This is a genomic window from Enterobacter sp. MGH119, from assembly GCF_001037675.1.
In the GTDB taxonomy this organism is placed as follows: domain Bacteria; phylum Pseudomonadota; class Gammaproteobacteria; order Enterobacterales; family Enterobacteriaceae; genus Enterobacter; species Enterobacter hormaechei_C.
The window spans coordinates 34,470-53,128 of sequence record NZ_KQ089931.1 but is presented as its reverse complement, the minus strand read 5'-3'; the positions used below and the strand labels follow the sequence as shown (position 1 = coordinate 53,128).

The 18,659-nt window shown below is 56.3% G+C and carries 16 protein-coding genes and 1 tRNA gene; 2 read left to right on the top strand and 15 right to left on the bottom strand.

Annotated features, from left to right (window positions below):
• Window positions 1-20 precede the first annotated feature (20 nt).
• Window positions 21-1,295, top strand: coding sequence for an MFS transporter (locus tag SK53_RS14985; protein ID WP_023324043.1), 1,275 nt, complete (start codon window positions 21-23; stop codon window positions 1,293-1,295).
• 91 nt (window positions 1,296-1,386) lie between these two features.
• Here SK53_RS14985 and rlmB read toward each other — a convergent pair whose 3' ends face one another.
• The 14 genes from rlmB to nnr form a co-directional block, all read right to left on the bottom strand.
• The gene (gene rlmB, locus SK53_RS14980; protein ID WP_003856001.1) at window positions 1,387-2,118 is read right to left on the bottom strand and encodes a 23S rRNA (guanosine(2251)-2'-O)-methyltransferase RlmB; all 732 of its coding nucleotides are present in this window, start codon (window positions 2,116-2,118) and stop codon (window positions 1,387-1,389) included.
• Between the two features lie 63 nt (window positions 2,119-2,181).
• A complete protein-coding gene (gene rnr / locus SK53_RS14975) occupies window positions 2,182-4,623 on the bottom strand; it encodes a ribonuclease R (protein WP_023315260.1) in 2,442 nt (813 codons plus the stop codon).
• Window positions 4,624-4,661: 38 nt separating this feature from the next.
• Complete coding sequence (nsrR, locus tag SK53_RS14970) at window positions 4,662-5,087, bottom strand: nitric oxide-sensing transcriptional repressor NsrR (protein ID WP_048209724.1); 426 nt, start codon at window positions 5,085-5,087, stop codon at window positions 4,662-4,664.
• A 192-nt stretch (window positions 5,088-5,279) separates the two neighbouring features.
• Entirely contained in the window at window positions 5,280-6,578 is a 1,299-nt protein-coding gene (locus SK53_RS14965) for an adenylosuccinate synthase (RefSeq protein ID WP_003855997.1), read from the bottom strand.
• 104 nt (window positions 6,579-6,682) lie between these two features.
• Complete coding sequence (locus SK53_RS14960; RefSeq protein WP_003855996.1) at window positions 6,683-6,880, bottom strand: DUF2065 domain-containing protein; 198 nt, start codon at window positions 6,878-6,880, stop codon at window positions 6,683-6,685.
• Between the two features lie 71 nt (window positions 6,881-6,951).
• Window positions 6,952-7,956 (bottom strand): protease modulator HflC, encoded by a 1,005-nt coding sequence (gene hflC / locus SK53_RS14955; RefSeq protein ID WP_003855994.1) that lies wholly within the window; start codon window positions 7,954-7,956, stop codon window positions 6,952-6,954.
• A 2-nt stretch (window positions 7,957-7,958) separates the two neighbouring features.
• Entirely contained in the window at window positions 7,959-9,218 is a 1,260-nt protein-coding gene (gene hflK / locus SK53_RS14950) for an FtsH protease activity modulator HflK (RefSeq protein WP_022650254.1), read from the bottom strand.
• A 56-nt stretch (window positions 9,219-9,274) separates the two neighbouring features.
• Complete coding sequence (hflX, locus tag SK53_RS14945) at window positions 9,275-10,555, bottom strand: ribosome rescue GTPase HflX (RefSeq protein ID WP_003855991.1); 1,281 nt, start codon at window positions 10,553-10,555, stop codon at window positions 9,275-9,277.
• Window positions 10,556-10,629: 74 nt separating this feature from the next.
• Window positions 10,630-10,941, bottom strand: coding sequence for an RNA chaperone Hfq (gene hfq, locus SK53_RS14940; protein WP_003855990.1), 312 nt, complete (start codon window positions 10,939-10,941; stop codon window positions 10,630-10,632).
• Between the two features lie 85 nt (window positions 10,942-11,026).
• Window positions 11,027-11,977 (bottom strand): tRNA (adenosine(37)-N6)-dimethylallyltransferase MiaA, encoded by a 951-nt coding sequence (miaA, locus tag SK53_RS14935; protein WP_048209723.1) that lies wholly within the window; start codon window positions 11,975-11,977, stop codon window positions 11,027-11,029.
• Window positions 11,970-13,814, bottom strand: coding sequence for a DNA mismatch repair endonuclease MutL (gene mutL, locus SK53_RS14930; protein WP_048209722.1), 1,845 nt, complete (start codon window positions 13,812-13,814; stop codon window positions 11,970-11,972). The genes miaA and mutL overlap by 8 nt, the downstream gene beginning before the upstream one ends.
• Before the next feature lie 9 nt (window positions 13,815-13,823).
• On the bottom strand, window positions 13,824-15,164 hold the full coding sequence (gene amiB, locus SK53_RS14925; protein WP_003855985.1) for an N-acetylmuramoyl-L-alanine amidase AmiB: 1,341 nt from the start codon (window positions 15,162-15,164) through the stop codon (window positions 13,824-13,826).
• Window positions 15,165-15,180: 16 nt separating this feature from the next.
• Complete coding sequence (gene tsaE / locus SK53_RS14920; protein WP_003855970.1) at window positions 15,181-15,642, bottom strand: tRNA (adenosine(37)-N6)-threonylcarbamoyltransferase complex ATPase subunit type 1 TsaE; 462 nt, start codon at window positions 15,640-15,642, stop codon at window positions 15,181-15,183.
• Complete coding sequence (nnr, locus tag SK53_RS14915) at window positions 15,635-17,158, bottom strand: bifunctional ADP-dependent NAD(P)H-hydrate dehydratase/NAD(P)H-hydrate epimerase (RefSeq protein WP_048209721.1); 1,524 nt, start codon at window positions 17,156-17,158, stop codon at window positions 15,635-15,637. Before nnr ends, tsaE begins: the two co-directional genes overlap by 8 nt.
• Here nnr and queG point away from each other — a divergent pair.
• A complete protein-coding gene (queG, locus tag SK53_RS14910) occupies window positions 17,157-18,296 on the top strand; it encodes a tRNA epoxyqueuosine(34) reductase QueG (protein ID WP_003855966.1) in 1,140 nt (379 codons plus the stop codon). The genes nnr and queG overlap by 2 nt on opposite strands.
• A gap of 270 nt (window positions 18,297-18,566) precedes the next feature.
• Here queG and SK53_RS14905 read toward each other — a convergent pair.
• A tRNA-Gly gene (locus tag SK53_RS14905) sits at window positions 18,567-18,642 on the bottom strand.
• Between the last annotated feature and the right edge of the window lie 17 nt (window positions 18,643-18,659).

The following is an 18,659-nucleotide window of genomic DNA, read 5'->3' as shown; positions in this document are numbered from 1 at the left end:
CTGTTTTTGTGAGGATCGTTATGCAACAGGATGCGCACAAGCGTGCATTAATTGCAGGCTCCATCGGTAATTTCATCGAGTGGTATGAATTTGCGGTCTACGGTTTTCTGGCAACGGTGATTGCCAGAAACTTCTTCCAGCTTGAGGGGGAAGCGGAGCTCACCAGCCTGATCCTTACCTGGGCCTCGTTCGCCATCGCTTTCTTCTTCCGTCCGCTGGGTGCGGTGGTCTTTGGCCGCATTGGCGACAGGATTGGCCGCAAACCGACGCTGATTATCGTGCTGGTATTGATGACGCTCGCCACCGCTGCCATCGGTATTGTGCCGGTCTACGCCAGTATCGGGATTGCCGCGCCGCTGATCGTTACGCTCCTGCGTATTCTGCAAGGACTGTTCGCGGGCGGTGAATATGGCGGTGCGGTCTCATTGATGACGGAGTTCGCCCCGCGCGGCAAGCGCGGTCTTTACGGGGCATGGCAGTCCTTCACCGTGGCGCTCGGGCTGTTAGCGGGAGCAGGCATTGTCGCGTTGCTCTCTGCCCTGCTCTCCCCTGAAGCCTTGCACGACTGGGGCTGGCGCATTCCGTTCTTCCTGGCGTTGCCGATGGGTGCGGTCGCGCTATGGCTGCGGGTGAGCATGGAAGAGACGCCGAGCTTTGTGCAGCAACGGGAAAAACCGGTTGTTACTCAGGCCACCACCGCCGCCACGTTCAAAACCATCCTGATGGGCATTGGCCGCGTGATGGTCTGGTCTGCGGCGGGCTATACCTATCTGGTGATTATGCCGACCTATCTGCAATCTGCGCTGCACACCAGTTTTAACCAGGCGCTGCTGATTGCGGTGATTTCTAACATTGGATTTGCGCTCACGATCATTCCGTCGGGCATGCTGAGCGACAGGATCGGGCGGCGGACGGTGATGATTATCTCCACCGTGCTCCTGCTGATCCTCGCCCTGCCGCTGCTGAAAATTTTGCAGGCGGAAACCAGTACGCTGGCGGTCAAAGCGATTGTGGTGCTGATTGCGGGAGGTCTGGTTGGGATGCTGGCAGGGCCGGGGCCGGCAATGCTGTCTGAGATGTTCCCGACGCGCGTGCGTTATACCGGGCTGGGGCTGGCCTATTCTCTGTCGAATGCGATCTTCTCGGGCTGCGCGGGGCTGATCATTACCGGGCTGATTAAAGAGACGGGCAATCTGGATATTCCGGCGTACTACGTGATGGCAACGGCGGTGGTGAGTATTTTCGCGCTGATGACGCTGAGGAAGGATGACCATTTACGGTCGTTAGAGGAGTGAGATTGTTGCCCGGTGGCGCTGCGCTTAGCGGGCCTACGTTACCATGCTTTTGTAGGCCGGGTAAGGCGAAGCCGCCACCCGGCACAACAGGCTACCCGCGCTGACGCACCGCTTCGAACAGGCAGATACCCGTCGCAACAGAAACGTTCAGGGACGACACGCTGCCTGCCATCGGGATGCTGATCAGCTCGTCGCAGTGCTCGCGCGTCAGACGACGCATGCCTTCACCTTCTGCCCCCATCACCAGCGCCATGCGGCCGGTCATTTTGCTCTGATACAGGGTGTGATCCGCTTCACCGGCTGTGCCGACGATCCAGATATTCTCTTCCTGCAACAGACGCATGGTGCGCGCCAGGTTAGTCACGCGGATCAGCGGAACGTTTTCCGCCGCGCCACAGGCAACTTTTTTAGCGGTAGCGTTAAGCTGCGCGGAACGATCTCTTGGCACAATCACCGCATGCACGCCTGCTGCATCGGCGCTACGCAGGCACGCGCCCAGGTTATGCGGGTCGGTTACGCCATCAAGGATCAGGAAGAACGGGTTATCCAGCTCAGCGATCAGATCCGGCAGATCGTTCTCCTGATACTGACGGCCTGGCTTCACGCGCGCGATAATGCCCTGGTGTACAGCTCCTTCGCTTTTCTCATCCAGATACTGGCGGTTCGCCAGTTGGATCACTACGCCCTGCGCTTCCAGCGCGTGGATCAGCGGCATCAGACGTTTATCTTCTCGCCCTTTCAGAATAAAAACTTCCTGAAAACGCTCCGGCGCGCGCTCCAGCAGGGCCTGCACCGCGTGGATGCCGTAAATCATTTCACTCATTGATGGTTCTCGTAATAAATATTTTCCCTCTCCCGTTGGGGAGAGGGTCAGGGTGAGGGGAAATTACTCCGCCTGCTGTTTCTTCGCCGCGCGCTTCGCTTTGGTCGCGGCCGCTATTTTTTGGGTCTTGGTCGACGGTTTTTTCGCTTTACGAGCGTCTTTTTTTGCCGCCTTGGGCTTCTGTTTCTTCTCGCCACGGAAAGCGCTGTCTGGCTCAAAGTTTACTCTTTTACCTGCCTGACGTCGCTTGCCGCCCGCTTTACCGTTGCCACCTTTTTTCGCTTTCTCACGCTCGGTTTTCCCGACGTTACGCGGAGCACGCTCGCTGGAGATGAGGCTGAAGTCGATTTTACGGTCGTCCATATTCACGGCTTCAACCTTCACTTCCACCCGATCGCCCAGACGGTAGGTCTGGCCGCCGGATTCGCCGATCAGACGTTGTCCGACCTGGTCGAAGCGGTAGTAATCGTTATCGAGGCTGGAAACGTGCACCAGACCGTCGATAAACAGCTCATCCAGACGCACGAAGAAGCCAAAGCCGGTGACGCTGGCAATCACGCCTTTAAAGATATTACCCACCTGATCCAGCATAAAGTCACACTTCAGCCAGTCCGCCACGTCGCGCGTTGCTTCATCCGCACGACGCTCGGTCATGGAACAGTGCTGGCCCAGTTGCAGCATCTCTTCCATGGAGTAGTGATACCCTCCGGTTTCGGTCGTATTGCCTTTATGACCCTGCTCGTGCGCCAGCAGATACTTGATCGCACGGTGCAGGGACAGATCCGGATAACGGCGGATCGGCGAGGTAAAGTGCGCGTACGACTGTAAGGCCAGACCAAAGTGGCCCCGGTTTTCCGGATCGTAAATCGCCTGCTTCATGGAGCGCAGCAGCATGGTTTGCAGCATTTCCGCGTCAGGACGATCGCTGATGGATTCCAGCAGCTCGGCGTAATCGCGTGGCTCAGGCTTATTACCGCCAGGAAGCTCCAGACCGAGTTCAGCCAGCACGGAGCGGAACGAGGTTACGGCTTCCGTGGTTGGCTTGTCGTGAATACGGAACAGCGCAGGCTCTTTGGCTTTCTCAACGAAACGTGCCGCCGAGATGTTCGCCAGGATCATACACTCTTCAATCAGCTTGTGCGCATCGTTACGCTGGGTCTGCTCGATACGCTCGATACGACGCTCAGCGTTGAAGATAAACTTCGCCTCTTCACTCTCAAACGAGATCCCACCGCGCTCTTCGCGCGCCTGATCCAGCGTTTTGTAGAGGTTGTGCAGCTCTTCGATGTGTTTGACCAGCGGCGCGTACTGTTCGCGCAGATCCTGATCGCCCTGCAACATATGCCAGACCTTGGTATAGGTCAGGCGCGCATGAGAACTCATCACTGCTTCGTAGAACTTATAGCCCGTCAGACGTCCCTTGCTGGAGATGGTCATTTCGCAGACCATACACAGGCGGTCCACCTGCGGATTGAGGGAACACAGGCCGTTGGAGAGCACTTCTGGCAGCATCGGTACAACCTGAGACGGGAAGTAGACCGACGTACCACGGCTGCGCGCTTCGTTATCCAGCGGCGTGTGTGGACGTACGTAATAACTCACATCCGCGATGGCCACCCACAGACGCCAGCCACCACCACGTTTTTTCTCACAATATACGGCATCATCGAAGTCACGGGCGTCTTCACCATCAATGGTGACCAGCGGCAGATCGCGCAGATCCACGCGGCCTGCTTTGGACTCTTCCGGCACTTCTTCACGCAGGTTTTCGATCTGGTCTTCAACCGCTTTCGGCCAGACGTACGGAATTTCATGGGTGCGCAGCGCCATATCAACGGCCATGCCGGTGCCCATGTTATCGCCCAGCACTTCGACGATTTTACCTACCGCTTTTGTGCGACGAGTTGGGCGCTGGGTGAGTTCAACCACCACCACAAAGCCCATGCGTGCGCCCATTACCTCTTCAGGCGGGATGAGAATGTCGAAGCTCAGACGGCTGTCGTCCGGCACCACAAAGCCTACGCCCGCATCGGTAAAGTAACGGCCAACGATCTGGCTGGTTTTCGGCACCAGCACGCGGACCACGCGCGCTTCGCGGCGGCCTTTACGGTCTGCACCCAGCGGCTGCGCCAGGATCTGGTCGCCGTGAATACACATCTTCATCTGTTCGGATGAGAGGTACAGGTCGTCTTTACGGCCTTCCACGCGCAGGAAGCCGAAGCCATCGCGGTGACCAATAACGGTGCCTTTCAGCAGGTCGAGGCGTTCTGGCAGCGCGTAGCACTGGCGACGAGTAAAGACCAGCTGCCCGTCACGCTCCATGGCGCGCAGGCGGCGGCGAAGGGCTTCAATTTGCTCTTCACCTTCAATATTTAATTCAACGGCAAGTTCTTCACGATTGGCGGGTTTTTCGCGTTTTGTTAAGTGTTCAATGATGAACTCGCGGCTGGGGATAGGATTCGCGTATTTTTCGGCTTCGCGTTCCTGGAAAGGATCTTGTGACATGTCGGTTCCTCCGTTGTCAGCTCCGGTGGAAATTTTCTTCATTCCACCAGCAATAATTTATAAAGCGGTTGATTCTCTTCAACCAAATCGGACAGCGTGTAGTTATCCAGTTCCTTGAGAAAACTTTGCACGGCCTTTGAAAGCGCCTGTTTCAGGCGGCAAGCGGGCGTAATGTGGCAGAACGCGCTGCTACAGTTCACCAGAGAGAGCGGCTCCAGTTCACGTACCACATCGCCAATACGGATACTCTGTGCCGGTTTACCGAGACGGATCCCTCCATTCTTCCCGCGGACGGCAGCAACGTATCCGGCACGACTAAGTTGATTGATTATTTTGACCATATGATTACGGGACACACCGTACACCTCTGTGACTTCAGAGATGCTGGTCATCTTCCCATCGGGTAACGACGCCATGTAAATCAGCGCGCGTAAGCCGTAATCGGTGAAACTTGTTAACTGCACATCAACCTCAGGAAAAAGGGAAAACGCGGTTAAACCGCAGAGATATTCATTAATGATGATAAACCAGCCAGATAGTTAGCGGCTAATTTATTTGACAGACGGGGCGAAAAAGCGGAGATCCAGGAGCGGTCGCCGGATGGCGCTGCGCTTATCCGGCCTACGGGTTTCCCCGCAGGCCAGCAGTCACGAAGATTATGCGTCGAACGGGTCGCGCAGGATCATCGTTTCAGTACGATCCGGGCCGGTAGAAATAATATCGATCGGCACTTCGGTCAGTTCTTCAATGCGCTTGATGTAGTCCAGCGCGGCTTTTGGCAGGCCACTACGCTCTTTCACACCGAAGGTGGTCTCAGACCAGCCCGGCATGGTTTCGTAGATTGGCTCAATGCCTTCCCAGTCGTCAGCAGCCAGCGGAGTGGTGGTCACTTCGCGGCCATCTGGCATGCGGTAGCCTACGCAGATTTTCACTTCTTTCAGGCCGTCCAGTACGTCCAGCTTGGTCAGGCAGAAGCCAGACAGGGAGTTGATCTGCACTGCGCGACGTACGGCAACGGCGTCCAGCCAGCCGGTACGACGACGACGACCGGTGGTCGCGCCAAACTCGTTACCCTGCTTGCAGAGGAACTCGCCGGTCTCATCAAACAGTTCGGTCGGGAATGGACCTGCACCCACGCGAGTGGAGTACGCTTTGATGATGCCCAGAACGTAATCCACATAACGTGGACCCAGGCCAGAGCCGGTCGCCACGCCACCCGCGGTGGTGTTAGAGGACGTAACGTACGGATAGGTTCCGTGGTCGATGTCCAGCAGGGTACCCTGCGCACCTTCGAACATGACGAAATCGCCACGCTTGCGCGCCTGGTCCAGCAGATCGGACACATCAACAACCATACCGGTCAGAATGTCTGCAATCGCCATGACGTCATCCAGCACTTTCTGGTAGTCAACGGCTTCGGCTTTATAGAAGTTCACCAGCTGGAAGTTGTGATATTCCATCACTTCTTTCAGTTTTTCAGCGAAGGTTGCTTTGTCGAAGAGGTCACCGACGCGCAGACCGCGACGAGCCACTTTATCTTCGTATGCCGGGCCGATGCCACGACCGGTAGTGCCGATCGCTTTCGCGCCACGCGCTTTTTCACGCGCCACGTCCAGCGCCACGTGATAGTCCAGGATCAGCGGGCAGGCTTCGGAGAGCAGCAGACGCTCACGAACAGGGATACCACGGTCTTCCAGACCTTTCATCTCTTTCATCAGCGCAGCAGGAGACAGCACAACGCCGTTACCGATGATGCTGGTGACGTTTTCGCGAAGAATGCCTGATGGAATAAGATGGAGGACGGTTTTTTCACCGTTGATTACGAGAGTATGGCCTGCGTTGTGACCGCCCTGGTAGCGTACAACATATTTAGCCCGTTCAGTCAGAAGATCAACAATCTTCCCTTTACCTTCGTCACCCCATTGGGTGCCCAGTACGACGACGTTGTTACCCATTTTTTTCAAAATCACCGTTTGCTTAAAAATGGATTCTACCATCGCTTTTTCAGATATACAGCACTTTTTGACCCTAAAATATGCCAATTGCGGTTAGTTTTTGATCAGCCAATCGTTTTCCTCAACATGTAGTAGATAACGATACCAGCAACCACAAGACCACCGCCAAAACGACGCAAAATATTATCCGGCAGTTGGCTCATGGTGGCGATCATCCGGCGCCATGCGCGCGGATAAAGCATCGGGCCGAGGCCTTCCAGCACCAAAACCAGGGCCAGCGCGAGCCAGATCGTTGAATTCATTTTTCATCCTTATAAAAGAAAACCACCGCTCCGTGAAGAGCGGTGGTTTGAATACTCAAACGAGCCTGAGTTTATCGCGTTGCGTTGGTCGGCGTCTTCATATAACGGAAGAAATCGCTGTCCGGGCTGAGCACCATCACATCCTGGTTGCTCTTGAAGCTATTCTCGTAAGCGCGCAGGCTACGAATGAAGGCATAGAAGTCCGGATCCTGGCTGAATGCATCAGCAAACAGTTTCGCGGCTTCCGCATCACCTTCACCGCGCAGGATACGACCCTGGCGCTCAGATTCCGCCAGCGTCTTGGTGACTTCATAGTCCGCTGCCGCGCGCAGTTTTTCCGCTTCTTCCTGACCCTGTGAACGGTGACGACGGGCTACCGCTTCACGCTCGGCGCGCATACGGTTGTAGATCGCCTCGGACACTTCCGCTGGCAGGTTGATCTGCTTGATGCGCACATCAACCACTTCGATGCCCAGCGCCGCCATACTGTTCGGGTTGATCACCGGCACTTTACCGTTGGTTTCAGCCTGAACACGTTCAGCCGCTTTGGCAATCGCATCGTCTGCCGCCGGGGTTTCAACTTCATCCTCGGTGCCCGCAGAGCCGGAGTTCAGCGCATCACGCACTTCCAGCGTCAGGCGACCACGGGAGTCGGTCACAATGTCTTTCACATCCAGACGACCAATTTCAGAACGCAGACGGTCAGAGAACTTACGTTTCAGCAGCACTTCTGCCTGAGAAACGTCGCCACCCCCGGTTGCCAGGAAGTAGCGGCTGAAATCGCTGATGCGCCATTTGATATAGGAATCAACGATCAGGTCTTTCTTCTCTTTGGTCACGAAACGATCGGCCTGGTTATCCATGGTCTGGATACGCGCATCGAGCGTTTTCACTGACTGAATGAACGGGATCTTAAAGTGCAGACCCGGCTCATAAATCACCGGACGCTTGTCGCCGTCACGCACGACGCTGCTGAACTGGAACTTGATCCCACGCTCGCCCTCTTTCACCACAAAGATGGAGGTGTAGAGCACGACCAGTACAATGATGATGATCGCAATAACTGACTTACGCATCCTTATTCCCCCTGACGCTGGTAGTCGTTACGCTGCGCGTTGGCACGGCGTTGGTCCATAATGTCACCATCGTTCGAAGAAGGCGTTGTGTTCGCGCTGGCGCTGCCAGAGGAGGCCGGTGGCAGACGCAGCAGGTTGTTCGCACCGCTGTTGTCTTTTGCTGTCGGTGCAGAACCGCCTTTCAGCATCTGATCCAGCGGCAGGACCATCAGGTTTCCGCCTTTGTTGTCGTTAACCAGCACTTTACGCGTATGGCTCAGCACTTTTTCCATGGTCTCGATATAGAGACGCTCACGGGTAATTTCCGGCGCGGCTTTATATTCCGGCAGGATCTTCGCGAAGCGAGCCACTTCACCCTGTGCTTCCAGGATGGTCTGGGTCTTATACGCACGCGCTTCTTCCAGAATACGCTGCGCCTGACCGTTTGCACGCGGCTGAACTTCGTTGGTGTACGCTTCCGCTTCACGGATGTACTGCTGTTCGTTTTCACGCGCGGCAATCGCATCGTCAAAGGCGGCTTTCACCTCTTCCGGCGGACGTGCAGCCTGGAAGTTGACGTCCAGCAGGGTGATACCCATGTTGTACGGACGGATGGTCTCTTCCAGCTCACGCTGGGTATCGCTACGAATAACGGTACGACCTTCGGTCAGGATACGGTCCATGGTGTATTTACCGATCACGCCACGCAGGGCGCTGTCGGTCGCCTGACGCAGGCTGTCATCGGCGCTGGTCACGCTAAACAGATAACGTTCCGGATCGGTCACGCGGTACTGTACGTTCATCTCAACGCGCACCACGTTCTCGTCAGAGGTCAACATCACGCCAGAGGCGGCCAGTTCACGGACGGACTCCACGTTAACCGCGGTCACGTCATCAATGAAGGTCGGCTTCCAGTTCAGGCCCGGTTCAACCAGATGGCTGAACTTACCGAAACGGGTGACCACGCCGCGTTCTGCTTCTTTAATGGTGTAGAACCCGCTGGCTGCCCAGATGATTACTACCGCAGCGGCGACAATGCCCACCACGCGGCCACCCATTGGCGGGCGCGGACTCTGAGTGGAATTGCCACCCGAGCCAGAACCTTTTCCTCCGCCAAGGCCACCAAGCTTTTTGCTCAGTTTGCGGAAGATATCATCCAGATCCGGCGGCCCCTGCTCGCGACCACCTTTGTTGCCATTTCCCCCAGAGTTGCCGCCTTGATTATTGCTGCTTCCCCACGGGTCGCGGTCTTGTCCGTTATTACCGGGCTGATTCCACGCCATGTATATGCTCCATATTTGTTATGCAAGGGCGAATTTTTCAGGCTTCCCCTTTCTGATCAGACGATATAGTCCGCCAGCGCAGGTTCTTGTTTACAGAGGCGACGCCAGTCAACGATCGGCATACGCACCTGCATCCCCACGCTGCCGTCATCCTCCATCCACTCTTTTTCTATCGCCTGAAGCTGATAAAACCGGCTGCGCAGCCTGCCTTCCTGTGGCGGCAGTCGCAGCGTGTGCTGAGCTACCTCACCGGAAAGACGTTCTGTCAAAGCCTGGAAAAGCAGTGGCACACCAATCCCGGCCTGAGCAGACAGCCAGACCCGAATCGGTTTGTTCTCTTCGTCTCGGTCAATACGCGGTTCAAAATCGTCCAGCATATCGATCTTGTTCATCACCAACAGGGTGGGAATTTCGTGGGCGTCGATCTCTTCGAGCACCACGTTCACCGCGTCGATGTTCTCCTGCACGCGTACGTCAGCCGCATCAATCACATGCAGTAGCAGGGTCGCCTGACGCGTCTCCTGCAACGTCGCTTTAAACGCCGCGACCAGATCGTGCGGCAGATGGCGAATAAACCCTACGGTATCCGCCAGCACCGTTTCACCGACGTCTGCGACGTCAATACGGCGCAGGGTTGGGTCCAGGGTCGCAAACAGCTGGTCTGCGGCATATACCTGGGCCTCGGTTATCTGGTTAAACAGGGTGGATTTACCGGCGTTGGTATAGCCCACCAGCGACACCGTTGGGATGTCAGCTTTCGTTCGCGCCCGACGCCCCTGTTCGCGCTGTTTCTCTACACGTTCCAGACGTGAAAGGATCTGGGTTATACGCCCACGCAGCAAACGGCGGTCGGTTTCGAGCTGGGTTTCACCCGGGCCGCGCAAACCAATCCCGCCTTTTTGTCTTTCAAGGTGTGTCCAGCCACGCACCAGACGCGTCGCCAGATGGCGCAACTGCGCCAGCTCAACCTGCAACTTACCCTCGTGGGTACGCGCACGCTGAGCAAAAATATCTAAGATCAACCCCGTGCGATCGATAACACGGCATTCGCAGAGAGCTTCCAGGTTACGTTCCTGAGCCGGAGACAGCGCATGATCAAACAGCACAACAGATGCGCCGGTTGCTTTTACGGCATCCGCAATTTCTACTGCTTTACCTTCACCTACAAAATACTTCGGGTGCGGCGCTTTACGGCTACCGGTAATCACCTGCATTGCTTCGACACCGGCGGAAGAGACCAGAGATTCAAACTCCTGGAGGTCTTCCATATCTTTGTCTTGCGAAAAATAGATGTGTACCAGCACCGCCTGCTCACCGGCGTCATAACGGTCAAACAAGCGTAAACCTCTCTAAAAAGATCAGCGGGGAACGCAGGATCCCTGGCTCCCCGTGTGGAAAACAGCCCAAAACCTTATTCGGTTTCTTCGCTGTCCTGCGCTGGTGTTGAAGAACCCTGCGCGTTGCTGCCATGATGGTAGTTACTGCCAGTGCCGCCTCCAGCGTTATTGCTGTGATGAGATACCGGACGGGACGGAACAACAGTAGAAATCGCGTGCTTATAGACCATCTGGCTGACCGTGTTTTTCAACAGGATCACGAACTGATCGAAAGACTCAATCTGACCTTGCAGCTTAATACCATTCACCAAATAAATAGAAACTGGAACACGCTCCCGACGCAATGCGTTCAGGAACGGATCTTGTAAAGATTGCCCCTTAGCCATTCTATCTTTTCCTTATATGCTTGTTTTGTACTTAGAACCTTGCGATTCTGAAAAATTGCGCACGATACGGCTTAATTGTACACATTCAGTCAGCGATATCACCAATAACCTCAATCACTTCGTTTAACGCCTGTTGTGGTTTTTCACTGTCTAACCAGTGAACCCCCTTCCAACCGCGTAACCAGGTGATCTGGCGCTTCGCTAACTGTCTCGTGGCGCAAACACCTCGATAAACCATTTCATCGTATGAAATCTCGCCTTCAAGATACGACCACATCTGGCGGTACCCCACACAACGAATGGAAGGCATGTCCGTATGCAAATCTCCACGGGCAAAAAGCGCCCGCACTTCTGCTTCAAAATCTGAAGCCAACATCTGATAAAAACGCTGCTCAATTCGTTGATGGAGCAGTTCACGGCTCGCCGGGGCGATGGCGAACTGATGCACCTGATACGGCAGAGCGTCTCCTGACGTTTGCGTCAGTTCCGTTAAAGTTTTACCCGAAATGAAAAAAACTTCCAGTGCCCGGGAAAGCCTTTGCGGATCGTTTGGGTGGATCCGCGCTGCGGCAACCGGGTCAATCTCTTCCAGTTGCCTGTGCAAAACGTCCCACCCCTGCTCTGCCGCCTGCCGCTCAATCTTCGCTCTCACTTCCGGATCGGCCGATGGCAGAGGCGATAACCCCTCCAGCAGCGCCTTAAAGTAGAGCATCGTGCCGCCAACTAACAGCGGTATGCGTCCCGCGGCGGTAATCTCGGCCATCTCGGCTAAGGCGTCGCGGCGAAAATCTGCCGCGGAGTAAGCCTGTGCCGGGTCGAGAATATCCAGTAAACGGTGCGGTGCCGCACGCAGTTCGTCTGCGTTGGGCTTCGCCGTGCCGATGTCCATCCCTCGGTAGATGAGGGCTGAATCAACGCTAATCAACTCTACTGGCAAAACTTTACGTAACTCAATGGCTAACGCCGTTTTGCCGGAGGCCGTTGGCCCCATTAGAAAAATCGCCTTTGGCAGGCTCGCCTTACTTACATCAGTCATGTTTCAGGGCGGTCATCGCCGTTTGTAAATCAACAGGTTGTAACAAACCACCTGGAGGCGCTTTCACCAGCTGTGGACAGAGGCGCTCCACCTCCGCCAGAACGGTAATCGCCTGCGCCATACTCCACGGTGCATGCTCGCTGGCCAGATGGCGGGCGATCCACTGCGCGGTATCGGCGGCATCAAACGTCGTTTGCTGCGCCAGGTAGCCTATCAGTTCAGGAATCAAGTTTTGTAAATTTTGTTGGCGTAAGGGTAAAGGCACTGCGCGAATTGTCACATGCTGCGCGTCCAGTACGATTTCAATCCCCATTTCGGCCAGTTGCGTCTGCACGCGCCGCAAAACCCCTGTTTCTTCAGGGGATATTTTCAGGCGAACGGGGATCAACAGCGGCTGCGCGCAGGCGGCATTCACCCCCGGGGTTAACTGCGCCTGTTTGAGCCAGCGCTCCGCCACGGAAAGCGCCAGCAACAGCAGTTTACCTTCGCGTTCAAGCAACGCCATGTCGGGAGCAATAATGGTCAATACCCGACCAAAACTCTGGCTATGCCCATCCAGAGAGGGGGTTGAAACCGTGATGTGCTCTTTATGCTCCACCGCCGGCGTATCCAGCAGTTTGCGGTACAGCGCCCCCTGCTGTTTGTGGTAGCCCGGCTGAGCGTTGGGATAGTTGGCACCGGTTGGTCGCGGCGCGTTGCCCGCCGGGGATAAACGTGGAGCAGCCGGCTCGCGCGCGACCGCCGGTTCGGCAAAATGGTTACGCCCGGCCGCCACGCGGTTTTCCGGCAGTGGGCGCGGCGCGGGCGCTTCTTTTGCCAGCGGCAACTCTGGCTCTGCCTGCTGCTGCAATACAGCGGCAACGCCCTGGTAGATGAAATCATGCACCAGGCGCGACTGGTGGAAACGCACCTCGTGCTTGGCGGGGTGCACGTTAACGTCAACCTGGTGCGGGTCGATCTCCAGATAAAGCACAAAGGCGGGCTGTTGATCGGCGCCGAGCTTATCTTCGCAGGCCTGTCGAATAGCGTGGTTAATCAGGCGGTCGCGCATCATGCGGCCGTTGACGTAGCAATACTGAATTTCTGCGAACGCGGCGCTGCTGGCGTTCGGATCGGCAACCCAGCCACGCAGGGCCAGATCGCCATGCTGCCACTCAATGGCCAGCGCCTTTTCCAGAAACGGTGTGCCGCAGATGGCGCCCAACCGACGCTCCTTTTGTCCACCCTCCGCCACCGCGCGATACTGGCGCATCACCTTACCGTTATGGCTGAGGTTGAGGGTGACATCAAAGCGCGCCAGCGCGATGCGGCGGATGATCTCGTCGATATGTCCGAATTCGGTCTTCTCGGTTCGCATAAACTTGCGCCGGGCGGGCGTGTTATAGAAGAGATCCAGCACTTCAAGCGTGGTGCCTACCGGGTGCGCCGCAGGTTTAACCGTGACGTCCATATCGCGCCCTTCGGCGTAGGCCTGCCAGGCTTCCTGCTGGTCGGCCGTGCGGGAGGTCAACGTTAAGCGGGAAACGGAGCTGATACTGGCCAGCGCTTCGCCGCGAAAACCCAGGCTTATAATCGCTTCCAGATCGTCAAGTGAGGCAATTTTACTGGTGGCATGACGCGCCAGCGCCAGCGCCAGTTCGTCCTTTTTGATGCCACAGCCGTTATCACGAATGCGAATAAGCTTTGCGCCCCCGCGTTCGATATCGATATCAATGCGGGTCGCCCCTGCATCGAGGCTGTTTTCCACCAGTTCCTTCACCACCGACGCAGGGCGTTCCACCACCTCACCGGCGGCGATTTGGTTCGCGAGCTGCGGCGGTAGAACCTGAATCGGCATGAACTCTCCTTAATTAGTCGCGGTCATTTCACCCGGCAGCGCGGCGCTTGCCGTCTGGGCTGCCCCGCCCTGCGGCGCAGACTGAAGCGGATGCGCGTCAAAGTATTTACGCAGACCGTTATAAATCGCTTCGGCAATTTGCTGCTGATAGCTGTCGCTTCCCAGTAAACGCTCTTCACCATGGTTACTGATAAAGCCCGTCTCTACCAGAATCGACGGGATATCCGGCGAACGCAGGACACCAAGGCTTGCATGCTCCGGGCGACGCTTATGCAGCGATCCAATGCTTTGCAGCTGGCTCAGTACGTTAGTGGCGACATCATACCCGACGCGCTGAGAATGACCGAACTGTAAATCCAGTACCGCCTGGCTGAGATACGGATCGGCCTGGCTGTTTGCCAGCACATCGCCTGCCCCGCCTAACAGTTCAGATTGCTTCTCGTGCTCTTCAAGCCAGTTCGCCATTTCACTGTTGGCTCGACGGTTCGACAGCACCCATACCGACGCGCCGGTGGCGTTACGGTTCGGCGCAGCATCCGCGTGAATCGACACCAGGAAGTTGGCGTTTTGCTTACGCGCCACATCCGAGCGTCCCATCACTGAAATAAAGTAATCTCCGTCGCGGGTCATGACCCCTTTAAACATCGGATCGTCATTCAGAAGCGCACGCAGCTTACGGGCAATGGCGATAGTGACGTTTTTCTCCCGCGTGCCGCCCGGGCCAATCGCGCCAGGATCTTGCCCGCCGTGTCCGGCGTCGATGGCGATAATCACTTTGTCGCCACTGACCGGTGTTCGCCGCGCGCTGACCGCCGGACGCGTCACCGTGTTGCTGCTGGTCACGGCGGTAAGTCGGTCATTTTGTGATTTAAACGGATTACGGGCTGGCTCAGACGGCCTTGGGGTATAAACCGGCGCTTCCACGCGTTTTGCTACAACAGGTGCAGGCGGTGGAGGCGGCGGAACATCAGCATTAATGGTAAAGACCACCGTATAATTGGCGCCGTTTTGCTGCTTAACCGCCTTCGTTTTGCCCTTTTCGGTGAGATCGACCACCAGACGCAGAGACTGCGTATCCTTCGGCGTTCCCGAACGGATGCTTTTCACCAGATTGTTGCCGCTGAACTGGAGCGGCAGCCCCTGGATCACCCCGGTCTGTTTAATATCGAGCGCCACGCTGCGGCTGTCGATTTGTGAGAAAGCATATTCAGGATCGCCCATAAAGCTGAACGTAATGCGGGCCTGGCTATCGCCATTCGACACCTGAATATCCGAGAGGCTGGCCGCCCCGACCTGCGCGCACAGCAGGACCGTGGCAGCCAGCACCCAACCTTTAACGCGATTAATCATCCCGTTATCCCTACGCTCAACCGGCTAAACGCGCCAGTAAGGAACAGCCTGATGAGGAAACCGCACTGATGCGTGCCTCACGCCCTTGTGCCTGGTAATCTAAGTGAATTTCGACATCCGGGTCAGGCAGCACACCCGCACCTTGTTGCGGCCACTCCACCAGGCAGATGGCGTCGTTGGCAAAGTAATCGCGGATCCCCATAAATTCCAGCTCCTCCGGGTCCGCAAGACGATATAAATCAAAGTGGTACACCATGATATTTTCAAGCGTGTACGGTTCCACCAGCGTGTAGGTCGGGCTTTTTACGTTCCCGTTATGGCCTAACGCCTGCAAAAAGCCACGGCTGAAGGTTGTTTTACCCGCGCCTAAATCACCATACAGATAAATGACGGTCGCCCCCTGACAGGCCTGCGCCACGCGCTTGCCGAGATCTAAAGTGGCTTGTTCATCAGGTAAAGGAATCGCTCGATTAGTCATTTTCTACGTCAATCACATCCGGGTTAACAACACGCCGCAGCGTGCAAAAAAGATCGCTGGCCAGCATACCGCGCGTTCCGTAACGAGCAGCCAGCCTGTCAGCCGCCGCACCGTGGGCCACGCAGCCCGCACAGGCTGCATCATAAAGGGGAAGTTTCTGTCCGAGCAATGCGCCAATGATGCCGGAGAGCACATCGCCCATGCCGCCGCTCGCCATGCCTGCATTACCGGCATCAACGATGCCCATCGCATCATCGCTGGCGATAACGGTTCCCGCCCCTTTCAAAACGGCAACACCTCCGTAACGTTTTACCAGACGTTGGGCTGAAAGTAAGCGATCGCTTTCAATTTCTGCCACGCTACAGTTAAGCAGCCGTGCGGCTTCGCCGGGGTGCGGCGTCAGAATGCGATTGTGACGCTTATCCGGGTTTATTGCCAGAAGGTTAAGCGCGTCGGCATCCCAGAGCATCGGTTTACGAAAATTCTCGGCCTTTTGCAGGGCCTGTTTACCCCACTCCTGCTGACCCAGGCCCGGACCAATGACCACCACGTCCGCCCACTCAAGACCCTCTTCAATCGCCTGCGGGGTAAGCTCGTGAACCATCAGCTCCGGCCGCGCGGTAATAATGGGCGGAATGTTTTCGCTGCGGGTCAGCACGCGTATTAATCCGCCGCCGCTGCGCAACGCGGCCTCTCCGGTCATTCGAATCGCACCTGCCGTGCCATGATCGCCACCAATAATCAGCAGTCGGCCATGGTCACCCTTATGGGAGGTGGGACGACGCGGCGGTAGCCACTGTGCAAGCTGGGAGGCATCAAAGCGGGTGATGTGGGTATCCTGTCCGATCAGCCAGTTTTCCAGCCCCAGGGCGTTGTGGTGTAACGTGCCCACGACATCCCGCGCTTTCCCGGTAAGCAGCCCCGGCTTCAGGGCGATAAAGGTCACGGTGTGCGCCGCCTCAATCGACACGCCCGGCGTCGCGCCGGTTTGTGCCATCAGGCCGGAGGGAATATCCAGCGCTACCACCGGGGCGGGGTGCGCATTAGCGCGCGTAATCAGCGCGGCGACGTCATCGCGAGGCGCGCGCATCAGTCCCGTCCCCAGCAGACCATCAACAATCACGTCGACATCCTCGGGCCAGATAATATCAGGCGCATGAATAATGCCCCCCGCATTCAGCCAGGCCTCTCTCGCCATGCCAGCCTCTTCCGGTAGCGGCTTGTCGCTCTCCAGCGCCATCAGGGTGACGCGCAGCCCCGCCGCCACCGCAAGACGAGCCACCACATAGCCATCGCCACCGTTATTGCCGTGCCCGCACAGGATCAGATAGTGCGAGGCATCAGGATAAGCCGTGCGCGCCACGTTAAACGCCGCCTCGCCCGCGCGCTGCATCAGTTCGTAAAGGGTAATGCCGAGGCTATCTGCGGCCTCTTTCTCGGCCCGAAGGAGGTCATCCGCATGCCAGATGGAATGTGGTATACTTGCGGGGTTTTTCTTCACAGTATGGTCCGTCATGTCACAGCCCCTCGATCTCAATGAATTAGCGCAAAAAATAAAACAGTGGGGTGCTGAACTGGGCTTCCAGAAGGTCGGTATTACTGACACCGACCTCTCTGCCAGTGAGCCTAAGCTCCAGGCATGGCTGGATAAACAATACCACGGCGAGATGGAGTGGATGGCGCGTCACGGTATGATGCGTGCCCGCCCCCACGAGCTGTTGCCGGGTACGCTGCGCGTTATTAGCGTACGCATGAACTATCTGCCCGCTAACGCGGCCTTTGCGCGCACGCTAAAAAATCCCTCTCTGGGTTACGTCAGCCGATACGCGCTGGGGCGTGATTACCACAAACTTCTGCGCAACCGTCTAAAAAAGCTCGGGGAAACCATTCAGCAGCACTGTGTTTCGCTGAATTTTAGACCCTTTGTCGATTCTGCGCCTATTCTTGAGCGCCCGATCGCCGAAAAAGCCGGGCTCGGCTGGACAGGTAAGCACTCACTTATCTTAAGCCGCGACGCGGGCTCATTCTTTTTCCTGGGTGAACTACTGATTGATTTACCTCTTCCGGTAGACAGTCCGGTGGAAGAAGGTTGTGGCCGCTGTGTGGCCTGTATGACCATCTGCCCGACGGGCGCGATTGTCGAACCGTATACCGTTGATGCGCGCCGCTGTATCTCTTATCTCACTATCGAGCTGGAAGGCGCTATTCCAGAGGAGTTTCGTCCGCTTATTGGCAACCGCATCTACGGCTGTGATGACTGTCAGCTGATTTGTCCGTGGAACCGTTATTCACAGTTGACGGACGAAGAAGACTTCAGTCCGCGCAAGGCGTTACATGCCCCGCAGTTGATCGAACTGTTCGCCTGGAGCGAAGCCTGGTTCCTGAAGGTGACGGAGGGTTCCGCCATACGTCGTATCGGCCACCTGCGCTGGCTGCGTAATGTGGCCGTTGCGCTGGGGAATGCCCCGTGGGATGAGGCAAATCTTCAGGCGCTCGAAAGCCGTAGAGGTGAGCACCCACTTCTTGATGAGCACATAGAATGGGCGATTGCGCAGCAAATTGAGAAGCGAAATGCCGGCGTGGTTGAAGTGCAGTTACCGAAGAAACAGCGTCTGGTCAGGGTGATTGAAAAAGGGCTGCCGCGGGATGTGTGATATATTCACAGGCTGTGAGTAAAAATAAGAATTCAGGCGCCATCAGCTCTGGCAAACAGGTCAAGTGATCTCAATAACATTTTGAAATCAAATTTTCTTCATAAATTACAGGGAATTACGAAGATATTATTCACCCTGCTAACATTTCGTACAGACTGATTTTATCACGGTTTCTGTGGATAACTCTGTTCACAAGAGTATTTCAGATACAACAGAAAACGTCCCCAACGAAGCACTTCGCTGTGGATAATCTGGAGATGAAGAAGAATTTGGAGCGGGAAACGAGACTCGAACTCGCGACCCCGACCTTGGCAAGGTCGTGCTCTACCAACTGAGCTATTCCCGCTTGGGTGTTCTGGTGCT

Excerpts from the sequence above, each read along its gene's own strand:
- SK53_RS14960 (WP_003855996.1), bottom strand. The coding sequence starts at position 6,880 with ATGAATTCAACGATCTGGCTCGCGCTGGCCCTGGTTTTGGTGCTGGAA.
- rlmB (WP_003856001.1), bottom strand. The coding sequence starts at position 2,118 with ATGAGTGAAATGATTTACGGCATCCACGCGGTGCAGGCCCTGCTGGAG.
- hfq (WP_003855990.1), bottom strand. The coding sequence starts at position 10,941 with ATGGCTAAGGGGCAATCTTTACAAGATCCGTTCCTGAACGCATTGCGT.
- SK53_RS14965 (WP_003855997.1), bottom strand. The coding sequence starts at position 6,578 with ATGGGTAACAACGTCGTCGTACTGGGCACCCAATGGGGTGACGAAGGT.
- rnr (WP_023315260.1), bottom strand. The coding sequence starts at position 4,623 with ATGTCACAAGATCCTTTCCAGGAACGCGAAGCCGAAAAATACGCGAAT.
- nnr (WP_048209721.1), bottom strand. The coding sequence starts at position 17,158 with ATGACGGACCATACTGTGAAGAAAAACCCCGCAAGTATACCACATTCC.
- queG (WP_003855966.1), top strand. The coding sequence starts at position 17,157 with ATGTCACAGCCCCTCGATCTCAATGAATTAGCGCAAAAAATAAAACAG.
- SK53_RS14985 (WP_023324043.1), top strand. The coding sequence starts at position 21 with ATGCAACAGGATGCGCACAAGCGTGCATTAATTGCAGGCTCCATCGGT.
- amiB (WP_003855985.1), bottom strand. The coding sequence starts at position 15,164 with ATGATTAATCGCGTTAAAGGTTGGGTGCTGGCTGCCACGGTCCTGCTG.
- hflC (WP_003855994.1), bottom strand. The coding sequence starts at position 7,956 with ATGCGTAAGTCAGTTATTGCGATCATCATCATTGTACTGGTCGTGCTC.
- tsaE (WP_003855970.1), bottom strand. The coding sequence starts at position 15,642 with ATGACTAATCGAGCGATTCCTTTACCTGATGAACAAGCCACTTTAGAT.
- hflK (WP_022650254.1), bottom strand. The coding sequence starts at position 9,218 with ATGGCGTGGAATCAGCCCGGTAATAACGGACAAGACCGCGACCCGTGG.
- mutL (WP_048209722.1), bottom strand. The coding sequence starts at position 13,814 with ATGCCGATTCAGGTTCTACCGCCGCAGCTCGCGAACCAAATCGCCGCC.
- miaA (WP_048209723.1), bottom strand. The coding sequence starts at position 11,977 with ATGACTGATGTAAGTAAGGCGAGCCTGCCAAAGGCGATTTTTCTAATG.